This window comes from Kolteria novifilia, from assembly GCA_007748055.1.
Taxonomy (GTDB): domain Bacteria; phylum Planctomycetota; class Planctomycetia; order Kolteriales; family Kolteriaceae; genus Kolteria; species Kolteria novifilia.
Window position 1 is genome coordinate 7,343,126 of sequence record CP036279.1, and the last position, 19,415, is coordinate 7,362,540.

16 protein-coding genes are annotated in these 19,415 nt (G+C 61.2%); 12 read left to right on the forward strand and 4 right to left on the reverse strand.

Annotated features, from left to right (window positions below; genetic code table 11):
* Positions 1-4 precede the first annotated feature (4 nt).
* Positions 5-1,921, reverse strand: a complete 1,917-nt coding sequence (yidC, locus tag Pan216_RS26920) for a membrane protein insertase YidC (protein WP_145263143.1) — start codon at positions 1,919-1,921, stop codon at positions 5-7.
* 342 nt (positions 1,922-2,263) lie between these two features.
* Here yidC and Pan216_RS26925 point away from each other — a divergent pair, with 342 nt between their 5' ends.
* The 3 genes from Pan216_RS26925 to Pan216_RS26935 all read left to right on the forward strand — a co-directional run bounded on the left by Pan216_RS26925 (position 2,264) and on the right by Pan216_RS26935 (position 5,715).
* Entirely contained in the window at positions 2,264-4,300 is a 2,037-nt protein-coding gene (locus Pan216_RS26925) for a thioredoxin-like domain-containing protein (protein WP_145263145.1), read from the forward strand.
* A 183-nt stretch (positions 4,301-4,483) separates the two neighbouring features.
* Positions 4,484-4,984 (forward strand): SixA phosphatase family protein, encoded by a 501-nt coding sequence (locus tag Pan216_RS26930; RefSeq protein ID WP_145263147.1) that lies wholly within the window; start codon positions 4,484-4,486, stop codon positions 4,982-4,984.
* The gene (locus Pan216_RS26935; protein ID WP_419193049.1) at positions 4,981-5,715 is read left to right on the forward strand and encodes a phosphorylase family protein; all 735 of its coding nucleotides are present in this window, start codon (positions 4,981-4,983) and stop codon (positions 5,713-5,715) included. Before Pan216_RS26930 ends, Pan216_RS26935 begins: the two co-directional genes overlap by 4 nt.
* Here the strand turns inward: Pan216_RS26935 and Pan216_RS26940 are convergent.
* From Pan216_RS26940 to Pan216_RS26950, 3 genes are all read right to left on the reverse strand, one after another.
* A complete protein-coding gene (locus Pan216_RS26940) occupies positions 5,702-5,968 on the reverse strand; it encodes a hypothetical protein (RefSeq protein ID WP_145263151.1) in 267 nt (88 codons plus the stop codon). The genes Pan216_RS26935 and Pan216_RS26940 overlap by 14 nt on opposite strands.
* A gap of 535 nt (positions 5,969-6,503) precedes the next feature.
* A complete protein-coding gene (def, locus tag Pan216_RS26945; protein ID WP_145263153.1) occupies positions 6,504-7,094 on the reverse strand; it encodes a peptide deformylase in 591 nt (196 codons plus the stop codon).
* Between the two features lie 4 nt (positions 7,095-7,098).
* Entirely contained in the window at positions 7,099-7,458 is a 360-nt protein-coding gene (locus tag Pan216_RS26950; RefSeq protein ID WP_145263155.1) for a response regulator, read from the reverse strand.
* 417 nt (positions 7,459-7,875) lie between these two features.
* Between Pan216_RS26950 and Pan216_RS26955 the strand changes: the two genes are divergently transcribed.
* The 9 genes from Pan216_RS26955 (at position 7,876) to gap (ending at position 19,269) form a co-directional block, all read left to right on the forward strand.
* Positions 7,876-8,373: a chemotaxis protein CheW gene (locus Pan216_RS26955; protein WP_419193050.1), complete on the forward strand. Its 498-nt coding sequence runs from the start codon at positions 7,876-7,878 to the stop codon at positions 8,371-8,373.
* A gap of 142 nt (positions 8,374-8,515) precedes the next feature.
* Complete coding sequence (locus tag Pan216_RS26960; protein ID WP_419193051.1) at positions 8,516-10,612, forward strand: methyl-accepting chemotaxis protein; 2,097 nt, start codon at positions 8,516-8,518, stop codon at positions 10,610-10,612.
* Between the two features lie 160 nt (positions 10,613-10,772).
* Positions 10,773-11,606 carry a CheR family methyltransferase gene (locus Pan216_RS26965; protein ID WP_145263157.1) on the forward strand — a complete coding sequence of 278 codons (834 nt, stop codon included), beginning with the start codon at positions 10,773-10,775 and terminating at the stop codon, positions 11,604-11,606.
* A gap of 74 nt (positions 11,607-11,680) precedes the next feature.
* Complete coding sequence (locus Pan216_RS26970) at positions 11,681-15,013, forward strand: chemotaxis protein CheA (RefSeq protein ID WP_145263159.1); 3,333 nt, start codon at positions 11,681-11,683, stop codon at positions 15,011-15,013.
* Positions 15,014-15,083: 70 nt separating this feature from the next.
* Complete coding sequence (locus Pan216_RS26975; protein WP_145263161.1) at positions 15,084-15,713, forward strand: chemotaxis protein CheC; 630 nt, start codon at positions 15,084-15,086, stop codon at positions 15,711-15,713.
* 20 nt (positions 15,714-15,733) lie between these two features.
* Positions 15,734-16,225 carry a chemotaxis protein CheD gene (locus Pan216_RS26980; protein WP_145264470.1) on the forward strand — a complete coding sequence of 164 codons (492 nt, stop codon included), beginning with the start codon at positions 15,734-15,736 and terminating at the stop codon, positions 16,223-16,225.
* Between the two features lie 94 nt (positions 16,226-16,319).
* Positions 16,320-16,685 (forward strand): response regulator, encoded by a 366-nt coding sequence (locus Pan216_RS26985; RefSeq protein ID WP_145263163.1) that lies wholly within the window; start codon positions 16,320-16,322, stop codon positions 16,683-16,685.
* Between the two features lie 96 nt (positions 16,686-16,781).
* Positions 16,782-17,846, forward strand: coding sequence for a protein-glutamate methylesterase/protein-glutamine glutaminase (locus tag Pan216_RS26990; RefSeq protein ID WP_419193052.1), 1,065 nt, complete (start codon positions 16,782-16,784; stop codon positions 17,844-17,846).
* A gap of 415 nt (positions 17,847-18,261) precedes the next feature.
* On the forward strand, positions 18,262-19,269 hold the full coding sequence (gap, locus tag Pan216_RS26995) for a type I glyceraldehyde-3-phosphate dehydrogenase (RefSeq protein ID WP_145263165.1): 1,008 nt from the start codon (positions 18,262-18,264) through the stop codon (positions 19,267-19,269).
* Positions 19,270-19,415 lie beyond the last annotated feature (146 nt).

A 19,415-nucleotide genomic window follows, 5' to 3' on the forward strand; every position in this document is an offset into this window, starting at 1 on the left:
GCGACTAGCGCTTCGACTTGGCCTTCTTCTTGGGCTTGGCGGCGGTCTTCCAAGTCGACTCGTCGCGTTTGACCGCCGACTCGGACGTCCGCGGATCGGCGGTGGGCGCGACTTGCGGACGAGGGAGAAGTTTCCGCTCGCAGAGACTCCAGGTACCGCTGGCCATGATGTAAATGCAGAGTCCGGCCGGCACCTTGTAGAAGAGGAACCCGATGACGACCATCATCCACTTCATCATCTTCTGCTGAAGTTCCGCCTCGGGGGTCGTCGCCGGGGGTGTCATCATCTTCTGCTGAATCACCATCTGCACCACCGCGAGGATCGGCAACAGATTGAAGTACGGACCCAGAAACGGCATGTTGAAGCCGAAGGGGAAGAGCTGGTCGGGCGCGGCGAGGTTGTCGATCCACGTCCAGCCGTAGAGGAAGGTCGAGTTGCGAAGCGCGAAGCTGTTGTAGAGCGCCTGCCACAGTCCGATGAAGATCGGGAACTGCAGGAAGAGGATGAGGCAGCCGCCGAACGGATTCACCTTGTTCTTGGCGTACAAATCCATCAATTCGCGGTGCATTTTCTCCTTATCCGTGCCGTATTTCTCCCGAAGTTCGTCGATTTTGGGCTTAAGTGCCGCCATTTTCGTCATGCTGGCGGTCGCTTTGAAGCTCAACGGGAAGAGGCAACCACGCACCACGATCGTCAGCATGATGATCGCCAGACCGTAGTCGCCGACGAGCGAGTAGAAGAAATTGACGATCCAAACCATTGTCTTGGCGATCGTGCCGATCGGAAGAACGACGAAATTGGGGTAATGGATGATCTCGGGGAGGTGGAAGTCGGCGAATTCGTCGAGGATTTCGGGATCCTTGGGCCCGTTGTAGAGCAGGAACTCGTGGACGACCTCGCTGTCGGGCTTGAGCCAGACCGGCTTGGAGGTCATTTCGGCGGCGATGTTGCTAAACTGCGTCTCCTTGGTCAGATAGAGAAGATCGGGCCGCACGCTGCCGATGATCCGCTCTTCCTGTGGATCTGGCTTCTGAATGATCAACGACGCAAAATACTGATCGACGATCCCGCTAAACTGAATCGGCGTGGTCTCGAAGGGCGTCTCGTCGCCACCGGCGACCTCTTTGGAGGTCTTCTCGGAGAAGCGCGTCCCGCCTCCCTCTTCGACCATCAGGACGACCATGCGGCGGAAGTAGTTGGTGTACCACGAGCCTTCGACCGGCAGGCCGTTCCCCGAGGTCAGCGTATAGCTAACGTCTTCGAGAGGCTCTTCGCTGACGTTCTTGAGAGCGATCTCGAGCCGAATCATCGGGCTGCCGGGCTCGATCGAATAGCGTTTTTCGATCTGTAGCTTTCCGGGCGTCGCTTGGGTTCGGAAAACAACCTTCTCGGGGGAGCTCTCGACCACTTCCCAATTGCGTTCGGCCAGCGAATTGCCGTCGTTGTTGACCAGATCGAGGACGAACGAGGGAACGTTTCCGGGATCCTCTTCCGTGAGGAGGATCATTGGGCCGTCGCGTTCTTCGTTCTTGTAGCGGTTGAGTTGGAGGAAGGTGACCGCGGCGCCCTGGTTGCTCAACCGGGCATAGAGCCAGTCGGGAGCGTCTCGGCCGGGATCATCGGTTGGCTTGCCGAGCACCAAATCTTTCCGAAGCGGCACGGCAGCCTGTTCGACAACCGCGGCGGCGGGCTCCTTCTTCTCGGCGCCCTCCTCGGGCTTCGCGTCCTTGGAAGCCTTCTCCTTGGCGGGAGTTTTGGCCTCTTCTCCCTTGGCGGGCGCGTCGGCCTTCGCCTCGATCTTGTTCTTCGCGGCCAGATCGGGTTTCTTGCCCCGATTGGGGTACATGAACATCATGAGCTGGCTCCATCCGAGCCAGATCACGACCATCACCACCCAGAACCAGAGATAACGCTTATCCATTGATTAATGACGCCGTCGAGTAGGAATTCCCCGCAACGGCGACTTGTTCGCCAGATTCCGGGCTTTCTTTGGTTCATTCCGCGAAACGCTTATGTCTACGAATGCGTCCCGATCTGGCGAGGCGGGCTCCGCGCTCTTCCCCCGCGGTCCTCAAATCGAGGCGGATTGTCGATTCCATCGGAAAATCTCGCCCCATCGCTTCTCGCATCAAGTGCTGGTTTTGATCGATCCCTTTCGCCCGCTTTCGCGTAGAATCATGTGGAATTCCCGCCGAATCAGGGTCATCATGCCCCCAAGAACGTTCCGGCGATCACATACCTTTTTGCCACGGGTGAAACCAGCATGCTGTTTCCCAAGGGCCGTACCCTCAGTGTCCTTTCCCTCACCGTCGCTGCGCTCTGCGTCGTCTTCGTCGCCCTCGCTTTTCAGGCCGGGGCTCAACCGAACAAAGCCGGTCGTGAGACCGCCAAAGCCAAGGACGCCGGCAAGGACCCCTTTCCCAACGCGAAGATGGATGCCCCCGAACTCGAGGGAGGCGTCGGCTGGCTCAATACCTCCGGCCCGATCACCATGGAGAGTCTCAAGGGGAAAGTCGTTCTCCTCGACTTCTGGACCTACTGCTGCATCAACTGTATCCACATTCTCCCAGATCTTGACAAACTAGAGAAGAAGTACCCCAACGAGCTTGTCGTCATCGGCGTCCATTCCGCGAAATTCGACAACGAGAAGGAATCCAACAACATCCGTGAAGCGATCATGCGCTACCAGATCGAGCACCCCGTCGTCAACGACGCCAATATGGCGATCTGGCGCCGCTTCGGGGTTCGGGCCTGGCCGACGCGCATCCTGATCGACCCGGAAGGCCACGTCATCGGGATGCTCTCCGGCGAGGGCAACTACGAGTTGCTCGACGAGGTCATCAACAAGTTGATCGCCTACCACGACCAGAAGGGAACCCTCGATCGCTCCCCGGTCCATTTCAACCTCGAGGAGACCCGCGCCGCGAGCACGCCGTTGCGTTTCCCGGGCAAGGTCCTTCCCGATCCCGAGGGGAATCGACTTTTCATCGCCGACAGCAGCCACCATCGCCTCGTCATCGCCGACCTCAAGACGGGCAAGGTGCTCGACGTGATCGGAGACGGCAAACCGGAACTCAAGGACGGGGGCTATTCCGAGGCCCGCTTCAATGATCCCCAAGGCATGGCCCTTAAGGGAGACAAGCTCTATGTCGCCGACCGCAAGAACCACGCTCTCCGCGAAGTCGACCTCAAGAGCAAAAAGGTCATCACCCTCTCGGGCAACGGCAAGCGTGGCCGCGTTCGTCGCAGCCTCGGCAAGGGCCCAGAGGTCGAGCTGGCCAGCCCCTGGGACTTGCTCCTGATCGGGGACGAGCTCTACATCGCGATGGCCGGCACTCACCAGATCTGGATGATGAACCTCGACTCCGGCTCGATCGGTCCCTTCGCCGGCACCGGTGGCGAGAACATCACCGACGGGACGCTCCGCTCTTCCGAGTTCGCGCAACCGAGCGGCTTGGCGACCGACGGCACCTGGCTCTACGTCGCCGACAGCGAAGTCAGCGCGATCCGCAAGATTCACCTGAAGAAGGACCTCGTCGACACCGTCATTGGCGAGGGACTCTTCGAATTCGGCGATGTCGACGGAACCGGGAGCAAGGCTAGGCTGCAACACGCCCTCGGCGTCGACTTCAAGGATGGCAAGCTCTACGTCGCCGACACCTACAACAATAAGATCAAGACGATCGATCCGAAATCGACCGAGTCGCTGACCTATCTGGGCGACGGCAAGCCGGGTGACTCCGACGCGCCGGCCCGCTTCAACGAACCGGGCGGTCTTTCGATCGTCGGCGACAAAGCCTACGTCGCCGATACCAACAACCACGCGATCCGCGTGATCGACCTTGGTACCAAGAAGGTCTCGACCTTCCCCCTGACGGGGCTCGAGCCACCAGCCTCCGCCGACCAACTGGCTTTCCCGAGTGATGCCAAACCGGTCTCGTCTCCCGCCGCGGTGCTCAAGCCGGAGGGAACGCTCACGATCGACGGCACCGTCGCCGTCCCGGCGGGACAGAAACTCAGTCCCTTCGTTCCGCTCCGCTATCGAGTTCGGACGAAGGGACACCAGGGCGACGCGCTCGTCAAAGGTTCGGGCGAAACGGGCAGCGCGGCGTTCGGGATCGAGGTTCCTCTCGCGAAACTCGCGGGGGCCAAAGACCTACTCGTCGACGTCGTCTACTATTCGTGCGGGGATGGGAGCGAAGGGCTTTGCCGTGTCGGCGGCGAGAGCTGGAGTGTGCCGGTCTCCTTCGATGCCGCCAACGGAACCACGACGATCAAACTCCCCTCGGAAACGAAGTGACGCGAATCCGCACGATTCCGCGTTGCCAGATTGGCCCGTTGGCCCCATCTTGATGGCCAGCGGTCCTCGTCCTGCCGGAATGTCCCGAGCACCGCGACCAACGACCAATCGGCGATGTCCGCGACCCTCGCGACTCCCGATGCGAACCAACACGTATCCGTGCCCTGAGCAAAGGCCCGCGCGATGAAGACCCTCTACCTGCTTCGCCATGCGAAATCGTCCCCCTATTCCCCGACCGGCGGCGATCACGACCGCCCACTCAACGATCGCGGTCGTCGCGATGCTCCCCGAATGGGACGCGTGCTCCGTAAGGTCGACGGCTCTCCCGAACACGTTCTCTGTTCGACCTCCGCGCGAACCCGCGAAACGGCCGATCTCTTCCTCGAACGCTGCAAGTACAAGGGCGAGGTCGACTACCTCGACGAGATCTACGAGGCCGAGCCGGAAGCGCTGCATCGCGCGGTGGCGCGGCAGGGTGACGCCGATCGCCTGCTCATGATTGGCCATAACCCAGGGACGGAGCTCTTCCTCTGTCGCGTCATCGGCGGCCCGGAAGCCATCCTGCGCGTCCCGACCTGTGCATTGACCCGGATTGACTTCGACATCGACGAGTGGGCGGACATCGATCGGGTCAACGGCATGCTGGTCTGGCATTTGATCCCGGCCGTCATCAACGAGCTGTGACCAGCGAACCCACCGGGCCGGCTGTCGTGCTCACGGCGGTCGCCACCGAAGCACGGATCGTGACCCGTCAGCTCGAAGCGGAATCGGTCGAGCGAACGCCCTTTTGGCATTCCGCGGGACGAATCGACAGACGCGAGGTGGTTGTCGTCCGGATGGGCGTCGGCCCGGCGCGCGCCATGCGAGCGACGGCCTGGGCGATCGACACGTTCGCCCCCAGCCATCTCCTCGTTTGCGGCTTCGCCGGGGGACTCGATCCGACCCTTCGCATGGGAACGGTCCTTCAACCGCACGAGGTTCACCGTCAGGGCAAGCCCCCCATCCCACTCGCGAACCTTGGACCCACGAGCGGCGCGACAACGATCCTCAGCCGCGACGAGTTGGCCGAAACGCCCTCCGAAAAGGAAGATCTCTTTCGACGCTCCGGGTGTCAGGCCGTCGACATGGAGACCTACGAGGTCGCGAGCGTCGCCGCCGAGCACCAGATCACCCCCTACGTCATCCGGGCGATCTCCGACGATGCGCACACGTCGCTCGATCGACGCTTCATGCGGTTGGTCGACTCCAGCGGAGACGTCCGGCCCGGGAAGGTCGTGACGCTGCTCCTCTCGAATCCCACGTCGGTGATGGGACTGATGCGGCTCGGACGGGACGCGACGATCGCCTCCGATGCCCTATGGGCGTCGCTCCGCCACACGCTCGAGCGGCTCTCGCGCCGTCCTAGGGCGCCTTGAGGAAGATGAAGACACCGAGGATAAGGAAAAGACCGTTGATGATCATCATCCCGGGTGGATTTCCCTGCTGGATGTGATTGAGGATCGCGAGGGAGTTGCCAAGCCCCAACAAGATGCCGACCGCTCGGACCGTGATCGGTCGCGTCGGCGGATGGAGACATGCGGCGGCAACCGTGGAGGGAAAGATGGCCGCCATGATGAAGACGACGCCCGGTGTCGGCTCATGGCGTACGAAGAACGCGTGGACAGACATCCCAAGGAATCCCAAGGCGACCAACCCGAAGAAGATCCCTCCCACGACGTTGATGCAACTGACCTCGCCATTTCCACCGCTGGAGCGGCGCCGCTTTCGACTCTTTTTCTCTTCTTCGGAGTCGGTTCGACCAGGTCCTCGTCGTCTTCGTCGAGTACCTCACCAGGCACGGGAATGCGCGCCGAGCACTCCTTGCACTTGACCGAGCGACCGGCGAATTTCTCGGGCATCCGATAGCGTTTGCCACACTCGAGACACTGCACACTGATCGGCATCGGCGCCCCTCTTCGACTTCACGAGCCATCAAGGCTACGACGATAGCCCAGCCAAGCGACCCATGCAATCCAAATACTACGCCGGGACAACCACTGACTGAACGATGGGGCGCGGATCCTCTTCGCGCACGACGAGGTGGGGCGAATTCATCGCATGAAGAGTTGGCGCACGTTCGTGCGAGAGGCAGGTGGAAGGAGAGGCGTTCCCCGGACTCCCTCGCAAGCGTGAAACCCGCGCCCAGGGGATCCGACAAGATCGACTAACCGCTCATCGCTTGCTGAAGGTCGCGGAGTGCTTTCTTAAGGTTGGCGTCGGGAGGGAGATCGCCCAGGGACTGGGCCTTGCGGAACTCGCTCTCGAAGGAGGCAATTTCGCGTTCGTGAGCGAGGCGGGCGAGATAGCCGAAGCGTTCGACGAAGACGACCCCGTCGAGGTGGTCGATCTCGTGCTGCCAAAGTCGGGCCTCGAGCCCCTTGGCTTCGATGCGCACTTTCTGGCCCTTGAGGTCGTAGGCTTCGACGACGACCTCTTTCGCACGGCGCACTTTGGCGTAGAGGCCGGGGAAGCTGAGGCACCCCTCGTCACCCTCTTGGGTTCCCTTGCGCCGGGTGATGACGGGATTGATGTAGACGCGCTCTTGCTCCTTGTCCCCGACGGTTTCGGCACCGCCGACATTGGCGACGAGGAGTTGATAGGGGAGCGCGACTTGAGTCGCGGCCAGCCCCAACCCCTTGGCGTCGTACATCAGCTCGAACATCTCGCCGATTTGCCGCCGCAGCTCCTTGTCGATCCTCGTGACCGGGACCGCCGGATGCAGGAGCGAGGGATGGGGGTACTGAACAATTCGCATAGGCTTATTGGCCGGTGACCTTGCGGATCTTCGCTGCCAGGGAGTCGGGCGTGAACGGCTTGATCAGGTAGTCGCTGATGCCCGCCTGGATCGCTTGGATCACTTTCGTCTTCTCCGCCTCGGTCGTCACCATGATGATCGGGGTTTCCTTATCCTTGGTGCGAACCTCCTTGACGAACTCCAAGCCGTTCATGTTCGGCATATTCCAGTCCGTGATGATCACATCCGGCGTGAATTGCTCGACGACATCGAGCGCTTCCTTGCCGTCCTCGGCCTCCTCCACTTCAGTGTAACCAAGACGTTCCAACGTACGACGCTGTATCTTTCGCATCGTACTCGAATCATCGACAAGAACGAACTTCATCGGGAAGTCTCCTGCTTGATCAGACGGGAACGCGGCGACGCAGAGCCCCACGGGACGATCCAACTCTAGGTGATGATTTGGGGGACGCAAATCGATGTAGCGGGAAACGGCGCGAGTTTCGTGATGTTTGAGTGAAGTTTCCATCATCCTGCAAGGATGGAACTTGCCATTGTGGCCCAGCCGATCCACTCCCGCTGAATCTACCCATTTTTTCTCAAAATCGATCTCACAATCCGAATTAAGCAGCTATGCTTCGATTTAGTGTGGCTGAAACATGCACGACCAGGGAAAAACGACTCTCCCCCATCACGTTCGAACGCCCGTCCGGCGTGCGAGCCTCCCGGAGCCCAGGCGGGTCCGCCGAGAGGACGAGGGGAAAAAGAGAGCTCGTTTAGCAGACGCGAGGAGTGACGCAACGTGTCGGTGCCGAGCGACATCGCGGATCAAGTGACCACCGGTGGCGCGACGCGTCAGGTGGTCGGCTTTCACCTTGGGGACGAACAGTACGGGATCGAGATCACCAAGATCCAGGAGATCATTCTCGTCGGGGAGATCACGCGCATCCCCCACGTTCCCGTCTACATCGAGGGCCTGATCAACCTCCGAGGATCGGTCATCCCGATCATCGACCTGAGAAAGCGCTTCGGGATCGAGGCCCGCGCGATGACCGACGACACGCGCATCATCGTCGTCAACGTTCGCAACAAGACGATCGGGACCATCGTCGACGCCGTCAACGAAGTGATTCGCATCTCCCACGAGCAGATCGATCCGGCGCCGCCGACGATCACCTCGATGGGAAGAGAGCACATCGCCGGGCTGGCTAAGCTCGATCAGCGGCTGCTGATACTACTCGAGATCGAGAAGGTCCTGGACCAAGACAGTCTCGAGCAAGTGGAACTGACCGCGAAGTAGTTCGAGGCGTCCCAGGATTGGGCACGCCGTTTCCCTCCCTCGGAAGCGCGGGCATCGGCCTTCCACCCGGAGGATTCTTCGTCGAAGGATCGGCAATCGTGCGGATCATGACGCGTTTCATTGAAATATGGGGAGACCTCTCATGGCGGTGACAACCGATGTCAAGCAGGAACAGTTCTCGGACGATTATCACGAAGAGATCGGTCGACTCAACTCCATCGTCGACAACGCCGGCGCGAACTTGCTCGTCTCCGACGCGGATCAGAACCTGGTCCACATGAACGACAAGGCTCGCGAGACGCTGCTGGAGATCGAGGACACGATTCACGCCGAGTTGGGTCTTCGTGTCGACCAACTCGTCGGTGGCCCGATCGACCGCTTTCACGGTTCCCGCGACAAAGAGATCCGCAAGCTTCTATCGAATCCGCGCAACTTGCCCATCACGAGCGACATCACCATCGGCGATGTGATCCTGAACCTGACCGTCTCGGCGATCATCGGGCCCGATGGCGACTACATGGGACAAGTCGTCAACTGGGAGAACGCGACCGAGGCACGGGTCAACGAGCGCGAAGTGGCCAAGCAGCGGGCCCTGGTCGAGAACGCCCCGGTCAACATCATCCTGGCCGACACCAACTTCGACATCGTCTACATGAACCCGGCAAGTCTCGAGACCCTGCGAAACATTGAGGACCAACTCCCCTGCCGCGCCGACGAGGTCGTGGGCAAGAGCGTCGACTTCTTCCACCAGAACCCGGCTCACCAGCGCAAGATCCTCTCGAACCCGAAGAACTTGCCGCACCGGGCCGACATTCGCCTCGGAAACGAGATCCTCAACCTGCTGGTCTCGCCCACCTACGACTCCGAGGGCGGCTTCATGGGACCGATGGTGACGTGGGAGGTCATCACCGAAAAACGTGCCGCCGAGGCGAACCTCAACCGCGTCAACCAGATGGTCGAAAACGCGGCGGTGCGGATGATCCTCGCCGACAAAGACTTGAACGTCACCTACATGAACCCGGCGTCGGTACGGACGCTCCGCGAAATTGAACACCTGCTGCCCTGTCGCGTCGACGAGGTCGTCGGAAAGAGCATCGATATCTTTCACGAGGATCCGGCCCGTCAACGCCGTTTGCTCTCCGACCCGAAGAACCTGCCGCATCACGCGGAGATTCAGCTGGGCGACGAGACTCTCGACCTCAATGTCGTGGCGATCACCGACGACGACGGGAACTATCTCGGCCCGATGGTCAACTGGGACCTGATCACGGAAAAGAAACGCGCCGAGGAGCAGGCCGCGCGGATGCAACAAGAGCAAGCGGCCGCGACGAAGGAGCTTGAAGAAAAGGTCAACCTCATGTTGACCACCGTCGAGGCAGCCGCCCAGGGCGACTTGACGCAGGAGGTAGCCGTCGGGGGCAACGATCCGATGGGCCGGCTGGGTGACGCGTTTAAACACATGCTCACCGACCTCAAGGAGATCGTCGGCCAGATTGTCGAATCGGCGAATCAGTTCGCCGAGGGTTCGAAGGTCGTCGCGGAGAGTTCGGGCAACCTCAGCGAGGGGGCCCAAACGCAGTCGGCCACCGTCGAGGAAATGACCGCGTCGATCGAGGAACTCAACAAGTCGATCAAGAACATCAGCCAAAACGCCACCGAAGCCGACACGATGGCCCGCGACACGACGACCAGAGCGCGGGAAGGGGGCGTCGCGGTCGAAAAGGCCGGCGAAGCGATGGGCCTGATCCAGAAGTCGAGCGAACAGATCAGCGACATCATCCAAGTCATCAGCGAGATCGCCAGCCAGACGAACCTGCTGGCTCTGAACGCCGCCATCGAAGCGGCCCGGGCTGGCGAACACGGTCTCGGGTTTGCCGTCGTCGCCGACGAAGTGCGCAAACTCGCCGAACGCTCCAGCGAGGCGGCCAAGGAGATCACGACGCTAATCAAGGAGTCGACTCAGCGCGTCAGCGAGGGAGCCCAGCTCTCCCAACAAGCCGGCGAAGCCCTCAAAGCGATTGTCGCGGGTGTCGAGGAAACCGCCCAAGGCATCTCGAAGATCGCCGCGTCAACCGACGAACAAGCCTCATCGGCGCAAGAGGTCTCCTCGGCGATCCAGAACGTGGCCGGAACCACCGAAACCAACGCGGCCGCGAGCGAGGAACTCGCCTCCAGCGCCGAAGAGCTCGGTGCCCAGGCGGCGACCCTGCGTGACATCGTCCAACGATTCACGATCTAGCTTTCCGCACCAAGGGAGGCACCACGGCCCTCGTGGCCGATGTCGAGAACTAGACTGGAGCCGCGTGTCTCCGGTCAGGCAAAGAATGTCAGGATGACGTCGTGACGGCCGGGGCGGTGGACGCCTCGCCCCCGACCTTTCGTCGAGGAGCGTTTGCACCGTGAGCGTGGTCGATCTATCCGAAGCCGAATTTACACGGTTTCAGACCTACATCTACGACGTCTCGGGCATCCGAGTCGGCAACCACAAGCGTACACTCGTCAGCAATCGACTGCGACGACGCGTTCGGGCGACCGGCTGCGAAGACTTCTCCGACTACTACAAACTGCTGACCTCCGTCAAGGGGCGGCAGGAGATGACCGATTTTCTCAACGAGATCACGACCAACGAGACTTTTTTTCTTCGCGACCAGCACCAATACGACTGGTTCCTCGAGGAGTTTCTCGTGGGTATCTCGCGAGCCGCGCGTGAGGGAAAACGTCCTAAGCGACTGAAGATCTGGTCCGCCGCCTCAAGCACGGGAGAAGAACCCTACTCGATGGCTCTTTGCCTGGCTCGGCATCCCGGTTCGTGGTCGGGTTGGACGATCGGCATCACCGCGACCGACCTTAGCGAGGCGGCGCTCGCGAAGGGGCGAGAAGGGATCTACAGCGATCGGGCGGTTCATCTGATCGACGAGACGCATCGTCGGCTCTACTTCAAGCACGATGCGGCCAACAATCTTTGGCACATCAAGCCGAACGTCAAAAACTACGTGACCTTCCGACATCACAACCTGCTCAACGCGCCGACGGGAGGTCCCTTCGACTGCATTTTCATCAAGAATGTTCTGATCTATTTCGACACGGAGTCGAAACAGCGCGTCGTCGATCACTTGCTTCGCGCCCTGGCCCCGGGCGGATACCTTGTGGTGGGCCCATCCGAAGGGATCTTTCGGATGTTGGACGCCCTCGAGAAGGAAAAGACGTGGCTGTATCGGAAACCCACGACGTAGCCTGCTGCCGGTGAGGCCGCTGTCGAGTCGACGAAGGTCCCTGGTGGGTTTCTCCATCGGAAAGCAATTCCGTCATGCCGTCCAATCAGGACTTCGATAGCGAACTGTTCGGAGATCTCGTCTCCGACTTTCTTGACGAGTCGACGCATCTCGTCGGCATCCTCAACGATCGCTTTCTGGAGTTCGAGGAAGCTCTCGGAACGGGGCTACCGTCGATCCCGCTCGAACCGAACATCGAGATCTTCGGCGAAGTCTTCCGGGCCGCCCACAGCATCAAGGGAACCTCCTCGATGCTGGGACTGGTCAACGTCAGTTCGTTCACCCACGCGTTCGAGAACGTCCTCGATGCAATCCGCTCCGCAAGACTCGATCTGTCGCAACCCTTGCTCGAGATCCTCTTTCGAGGACTCGACCGGCTGGAAGACATGCTCGGCAAGGTGAGAATCAACGAGAGTGATCAACTCACCGATGAGACCGACGAACTCTCCGACGAGGATCGCCAGTTCATCCAGTGGTTGGAGAAGGCGGTTCATGAAGCGCTGGAACCGGAAGCGGTTCCCATTGGAACGAGTGAAGCAGAGCGAGTGCCCCTCAGAACCGACGCGGAATCAACAAGTGAACTCGACGAGCGACCCGCTGAAGTCGAGCTGGCCGAGAGCAACGAACCGGAGGAGGTGGCCGTGGCACCCGACGACGATGCGCTCGCCTCGGATCGTTCCCCCGCGTCGCGCGAGGAAGACGACCAGTTGGAGAGCCAGGCCGCTGCCGCCCATGTCCCCCCGAAGGTCAGTACCAGCTCCACTTCCAATGATGGAGACGGCGGCTTCGACATGAGCCGCTACCTCTCCCTCTACCTCGACGAGTCCGACGAGGAAATCGACGCCCTCAACGAAGGCCTGCTCCAACTCGAACGTTCTCCCGGCGATCGCGAGGCGATCAACGAAGTCTTTCGGATGGCTCACCGCATCAAGGGATCGGCGACCGCGATGGGCTTCGAGGATGTTGGCCTTGTCACCCACGAACTCGAGGACATCTTCGACGACTTGCGCGACGGGACGGGATCAATCGACGAAGCGGGCATGAACCTGCTCTTCCATGCGGTCGACGCTCTTCGCGACTACCATCAAGCGTTGCGTGCGGAAACGGAGTCGACGACCGACTTGCCGGCGATCGCCCGCGAGATCGCCGAGATGAAATCGCGCGCCCTCGCGGCCAAAACCCAACCCGACCCGGAAGCCGAAGCGACCGTCGACGCGACGGCTGACTCACCGCTGGACTCGGCGCCTGGGGAGTCGCAAGAACTCGTCGAGGCGTCCGAGATGCCGGAGGAGAGCGTGCCGGCTCTGTCCCCCGCCGACGAGTCGACGCTCTTGTCGGAAACCGAACCTCAAGATGGCATCGCCGGATCCGAGTACACGGAGGTCGCGTCGGCGGAATCCGGCGACGAGGCCCCCACGACGAGGGTGAATGTCCATTTCGAAGCGGGTCTGCCGTTGGCCAATCTCAAGGCGGAGCTGATTCAGATCAAGCTCGCCGCCCAAGGAACGATCACCAACACGATTCCAAAACTCGAATCGCTGAGCGAGTCCGACGAACTCCAAACCTTCACCGTCGACCTGTGCACCGAAGCCTCCGAGAAAGCTTTGAGAGAAGCCCTGGTGGTGGATGGCGTCGAGTCGGTCGAGCTACTCGAATTCGATGACGAGGGGAGTCTTTCGAGTCTCTTCGAAGAGGAAATGGAACACTCCGAGCCGATCACCACCGGCAGTGTCCAAGAGGAGCCTGTCCTCTCCGCGTCCCCGTCGGAGCCGATCGAGGCGAGTCCTCCCGTCGCCAAGACGCCCCCGCCACCGCGAGAAGTCGCTTCTCCAGCGCCTCGACAAGCGGCGGCCGGCGCCCGCGATCACGGTACCCGGAACGGCGCGGCGGCGACCACGACCAATGGATCGGCGCCCTCTCCCCGGAGAGAAGGGAGCAAGGTCTCCGAGACCCTCCGGGTCGAGATCGACCGACTCGACCACCTGATGAACCTCGCGGGAGAATTGGTCATCAACAAGGCGCGGTTTGTCCAGATCGCGAGCGGCTTGCAGCCGGCTTTCCAACGAAAGGCTTCCTCCTTCGCGTCGCGCGGTTTCGCCGAACGCCTGGAATGTCTCGGCAAGGTCCTCACGGAACATCGCGACCAAGACGAGCCGATAACCTCTTTCGACTCGATGATCAGCGAGGTCTCTCGACTGCTCGACGACTACCGAGTGATCGAGGAAGATCTGACAAAGGTCAACGACGCACGGCAAACGTTCAACTCGATGGAGACTGTCATCCATGAGCTGACGCGCGTCTCCGATGGCATTCAGAAGAGTGTGATGGACACGCGGATGGTGCCGGTCGAGCCTCTCTTCGTTCGCTTCAAACGCGTCGTCCGCGATGTCGCTCGTGGGGCGGGCAAGGAAGTGGCGCTCGCGATCGCCGGCGAGAAGACGGAACTCGATAAGCGGATGATCGACGAGCTCGGCGATCCGCTAATTCACTTGATTCGAAACGCGGTCGACCATGGTCTCGAAACGCCCGAGGAACGAATCGCGGCGGGCAAACCGCCCCGTGGGACGGTCCGGCTGGAAGCGTCGCATCGGGGCAACAGCGTCCTGATCACCGTCTCCGACGACGGGCGGGGCATCAATGTCGACAAGGTTCGGGAGAAGGTACTCGCCCACGGACTGGCTAGCGAGGCCGAATTGGCCCAGCTCAGCGACAAGCAGATGCTCGGCTACATCTTCCACCCTGGGCTGAGCACCGCCGAGAAGGTGACCGACATCTCCGGCCGCGGCGTCGGGACCGACATCGTCAAGAGTCGCATCGACGAGCTCAGCGGCACGATCGATGTCGAGACGCTTTCCGGTTTGGGAACGACCTTCACGATTCGGCTTCCGCTTACGCTCGCGATCATGCCGAGCCTGCTCACGCGCGTCTTCGGCGACGTCTTCGCCATGCCGCTGGAGGTCGTCGAGGAGATTGTCAGCGTCCCCGCGAACAGCATTCACACGGTCCAAGGGTCCAAAACGATCACGGTTCGCCGTCGCGTCATTCCGCTGGCGACCTTCAACGACATTTTCTCCTGGGGGGGAGGTGGCCCTCACCCGGCATGCCATGGCGAGCACCGTGACACGGCCAACGAGAAGCGAGATCTCACCGTCGTCATTCTCTTAAGTGGAGAGATGCGGATCGGGTTGATCGTCGACCACCTCATCGGCGAGCAGGACATTGTTGTCAAGTCGCTCGCGGAGAACTTCTTCAATGTTCGTGGCCTCGCGGGGGCGAGCATTCTTGGTGACGGTCGAGTCTCCCTCATCCTCGATGTCGGTGCGATCATGGAAGGTTTCGTGCAAGCATCGAGCCGACTGACGGCGTGATCGATGCGGCACCAAGGGCGAAGGAGGGGTTGAATCGTGACGAGAAAGAAGACCAAAGGGAGTTGTTCCCGTGAAGATTGGTGACTATCGACTCGACGAGGCGCAGCTTCGGCTGCTGCGCATCATCTTCACGAAGGGAGCCGAGGACGCTTCGCGGTCAATGTCGAAGTGGCTGCGCGGTGGCGTCCGCCTCGTCGTCGACGAGGTCAACCAGGTTCCCCTGTCGGACATCGTCACGCTGCTGGGCGAAGAGCACGAGATGCTCGTGGCGTGCGTCATGGGGCTCTCGGGCCGACTCGGAGGAAGCCTCGTGCTCGCCTTCGACGACGTCTCCGGCCGGCGACTGGCGGAGGTACTGTTGCAGCGACCGATCGAGTTCTCCGACACCTGGGAGGAGCTGGAGATTTCGGCGGTCAAGGAAACGACGAACATTGTCGGCTGCAGCTATCTCAATTCGCTGACCGCTCATTTGCCGCCGCAGGAAGGGGAGGGAAAGATCGTCCCCTCTCCTCCGGAGTTCGTCCAAGACTACACGACGAGCCTCCTGCAGTCGCTCTTTCTCGAACAGGCAATGCTCTCCGACCAGATCTTGGCGATTCGGACCCAGTTCCGTCGCGATCAAGAGGAACTCGACTGCCATTTGATGTTCATTCCCGACCTCCCGTCATTGGCGGAGTTGGGCACATCATTGGGCAAGTAGACAGCGAGAGGTAAGTGACGATGGCCATCACGGGAGCCAAGGCGAGGATCGACTACGAGTCGGTGAAGATCGGCGAGCTAGCCGTCGTCCGCGCTCCTCGAGTGCTGAGGACCATCTTGGGATCGTGCATCGGTTTGGCGTTGTACGACGGAATCAACAAGGTGGCGGGACTTGCCCACATCGTCCTGCCCAAGTCGAACGGCGACCATTCGCTCCCGGGGAAGTTCGCGGACACCGCCGTCGACGCCCTGATGGCCGCGATGGTCTCCCTTGGGGCCAAGCCCCGGTTGGTCCGAGCGAAGATCGCGGGAGGAGCCAGCATGTTCAAGACAAGCGCCTCCGGCCGGATCGGAACGCTCAACGCCGAGGCCGTTCGCGAGCATCTCAAGCAAGCGAACGTTCCATTGCTGGCGGAGGAAGTGGGAGGCGAGCGGGGCCGGCGGATGTCCCTGTTCGCCGATGACGGAAGGGTTCTTGTCGAGATCCACGGAACAGAATCCCAAGCGCTGTAGTGCATACGATCAAGAGAAGCGGGCAAACCGAACATCCGGCACCCTCCCGCCCCTAGTTGACATGGCCCTAGTGGACTCGAAGGAGTAGCGGACGATGAGCAAGAATCTACTCATCGTGGACGATGCCCTCTTTATGAGGATGGTCATCAAGGACGTCGCCAAGGAAGCGGGGTGGACCGTCGCCGGCGAAGCTTCGGATGGATGCGAAGCGGTGGCACTCTTCGACCGGCTTCGTCCCAACCTCGTCACGCTTGATCTGGTGATGCCCAACATGGGCGGACTCGAAGCGCTTGGCGAAATGCTCAAGATCGAGCCGACGGCCTCGGTGGTCGTGGTCAGCGCGCTCGACCAGAAGGACACCCTGGTCGAAGCGATACGACTGGGAGCCCGTGACTTCATCGTCAAACCGTTCGAAAAGGACCGCATCCTCGGGCTATTGGACAAGGCGAGCGGCGGGTGACTTCCACGACGGACATTTGAGAGACGCCCACCCGTCGTCGACTTCCCCCCCTCGTGGTGTCGCATCGAGTTTCCTCATCGCTCAGAAGGATCAACTGTGGTCGTCGCGCCAACGAAACTGAAAGTCCGAGTGCTCGTCGTCGACGATTCCGCGCTGATGCGCCGGTACATCAGCGGAATGGTCGAGTCCGACCCGAGAATCGATGTCTGCGGTATCGCCGAAAGCGGTGTGGAAGCCATCGAAAAGGCCAAACAACTCAGGCCGGATGTCGTGACCCTCGACGTCGACATGCCGCGCATGAATGGCGTCGAAACGATTCCCGCGCTGCTCGACGTCCACCAAGTCCCGATCATCATGTTTAGTTCGTTAACCTCGAAAGGAGCGAAGACGACCCTGCAGGCACTTGAAGCCGGTGCGATCGACTTCATGCCCAAGCCGACCATTCGCATGGCGCGAGATGTCCAACTGGTTCGTGAAGAACTTGTCGGCAAGATCTTGGCGGTCTCCGGCACCAAGCCGATCCGTCGCGCCCGGGTCGCGAGCACGCCGGCGCCCACAAGACCAACGGCACCTTCGGGTTCGGTCCAAGCATCGCAACAACTGGTCGTCACGCTTGGCATTTCCACCGGCGGGCCACCGGCGCTCCACGATGTCCTCGGCGCCCTCCGCCCACCCTTTCCGCCGATCGCGATCGTCCAGCACATGCCCCCCGCCTTTACGGGACCATTCGCCCAACGCCTCGACTCGATGTGCCCATTCACGGTCAAGGAGGCTGAGGACGGCGATCCCCTCGAACCGAACAAGGTCTACATCGCGCCCGGCGGGCGTCACATGGAGATGAAAACGTTCGCCCGCAAGACGCTTCTGCGCGTCTTCGACGCCGACCCGGTCAGCGGTCATCGCCCCTCGGTCGATGTTCTCTTTCGCAGCGCCGCGGAACTGCTAACGCGTCGCGTCGTTGGCATCATCATGACGGGCATGGGGCACGACGGCGTGGAAGGCTGCCAGGCCGTTCTCGACAAGGGGGGCAAGACCTACGGGCAGGACCAGGCCAGCTCGGCGGTCTATGGGATGAACAAGCTCGCGTTCAAGGCGGGAGCCGTCCAAGAACAGTTTTCCCTCGACCAGCTCGCGCAGATCATCATGGGTCTTCGGCCTTAGTCGTCCGGTCCTCTCGGCACGACGAGCATCACCGAACGCTTGTCCTCCAGCATCAACGGGTTAGGGCGCCTCTTGCGCCGCACTCAAGCGCCGTCGAAGCCCTGGCTGTTCGCCGACTAATCGTGGGTGGCCGGCTCGTGGCCATGGATGCCTCCATTCCCCAATCACTGGATCCGTCACCTCCGGACCATCGGTTCGCGAACGAGTTCCCGGATTCGATCGCCGCAGCCGCCAAACCGCCTATGATGCGCTGGGAACCTAGGCCGGCAGGTGTCCACGGCTCCGTTGACATCACCTAGGGAAGGCCTACAAAGCTCGTTGAAAATAGAGAAGGTGACGGTCGTCGTTGAGCCCGACCACGGCCACCACGCCAAAAGAGCGAGCCAAGCTCAACCACGGGCAGGAGTTTTCAATCATGGCGATACGCGTCGGTATCAATGGCTTCGGACGGATCGGTCGACTTGTCTTTCGAGTGATGGCAGCTCGCCCCAGCGACTTTGACGTTGTCCTCATCAACGACCTGACCAGCCCCGACATGTTGGCCACGATGCTCAAGTACGACAGTACGCACGGCCGCTTCTCGGGCACCGTCTCCGTCGATGGAACCAATCTCGACGTCAACGGCAAGAAGATCAAGATCACCAGCGAACGCGATCCCGCCAACATTCCGTGGGGCGACGCCGGTGTCGATGTCGTCCTCGAGTCGACCGGTGTCTTCACCGATCGCGAGGGGATGAGCAAGCACCTCGCCGGCGGTGCGCCGAAAGTCATGCTCAGCGCCCCCGCCAAGGGTGACGTCGACGCGACGGTCGTCCTGGGTGTCAACGAGTCCGACATCACCGCGGACACCAAGCTCGTCAGTAACGCGTCCTGCACGACCAACTGCCTGGCGCCGATGGCCAAGGTCCTCAACGACACCTTCGGGATCGTCAACGGCCTGATGACCACCGTTCACTCCTACACCAACGATCAGCGGATCCTTGACTTGGTGCACAAGGATCCCCGTCGCGCCCGCGCCGCGGCCACGAACATCATCCCCACCTCCACCGGCGCCGCCAAGGCCGTCGGCCTGGTCATCCCGGAACTCAAGGGCAAGTTGACCGGCATGTCGCTTCGCGTTCCGACCCCGACCGGTAGCGTCACCGACCTTACCGTCAACCTCGGCAAGCCGACCACCGCGGAGGAAATCAACGCGGCGATGAAGGCCGCCGCCGAGGGGCCCCTGCGCGGCATCCTCGCCTACACCGAGGATCCGATCGTCCTGAGCGACATTGTCGGCGACTCCCACTCGTGCATCTTCGACGGTAGCTTCACCACCGTCATCGATGGCACCCTTGCCAAGGTCATTGGCTGGTACGACAACGAATGGGGCTACTCCTCCCGTTCGGCCGACGTGCTCTCGCTGCTCGCGAAGACGAAGTAAGCAGGCCGAGTTCCCTTCTCGGTCACTCGGTTCGTTGGTATGCCGAGCCCCTTCGGGCAAGCAAGCTCGCGACGGCTCCAACCAACGAAGCCAACCAACCGCGGGCGCCCATCCTCTGCGATGGCGCCCGACTTTCTCGCAAGGCC

Bases quoted from the DNA above. Each gene is read 5' to 3' on its own strand.
- Pan216_RS26960 (WP_419193051.1), top strand. From the start codon at position 8,516: ATGGCGGTGACAACCGATGTCAAGCAGGAACAGTTCTCGGACGATTAT.
- Pan216_RS26970 (WP_145263159.1), top strand. From the start codon at position 11,681: ATGCCGTCCAATCAGGACTTCGATAGCGAACTGTTCGGAGATCTCGTC.
- Pan216_RS26940 (WP_145263151.1), bottom strand. From the start codon at position 5,968: ATGTCTGTCCACGCGTTCTTCGTACGCCATGAGCCGACACCGGGCGTC.
- def (WP_145263153.1), bottom strand. From the start codon at position 7,094: ATGCGAATTGTTCAGTACCCCCATCCCTCGCTCCTGCATCCGGCGGTC.
- yidC (WP_145263143.1), bottom strand. From the start codon at position 1,921: ATGGATAAGCGTTATCTCTGGTTCTGGGTGGTGATGGTCGTGATCTGG.
- Pan216_RS26950 (WP_145263155.1), bottom strand. From the start codon at position 7,458: ATGAAGTTCGTTCTTGTCGATGATTCGAGTACGATGCGAAAGATACAG.
- Pan216_RS26980 (WP_145264470.1), top strand. From the start codon at position 15,734: ATGGCCATCACGGGAGCCAAGGCGAGGATCGACTACGAGTCGGTGAAG.
- gap (WP_145263165.1), top strand. From the start codon at position 18,262: ATGGCGATACGCGTCGGTATCAATGGCTTCGGACGGATCGGTCGACTT.
- Pan216_RS26925 (WP_145263145.1), top strand. From the start codon at position 2,264: ATGCTGTTTCCCAAGGGCCGTACCCTCAGTGTCCTTTCCCTCACCGTC.
- Pan216_RS26985 (WP_145263163.1), top strand. From the start codon at position 16,320: ATGAGCAAGAATCTACTCATCGTGGACGATGCCCTCTTTATGAGGATG.
- Pan216_RS26930 (WP_145263147.1), top strand. From the start codon at position 4,484: ATGAAGACCCTCTACCTGCTTCGCCATGCGAAATCGTCCCCCTATTCC.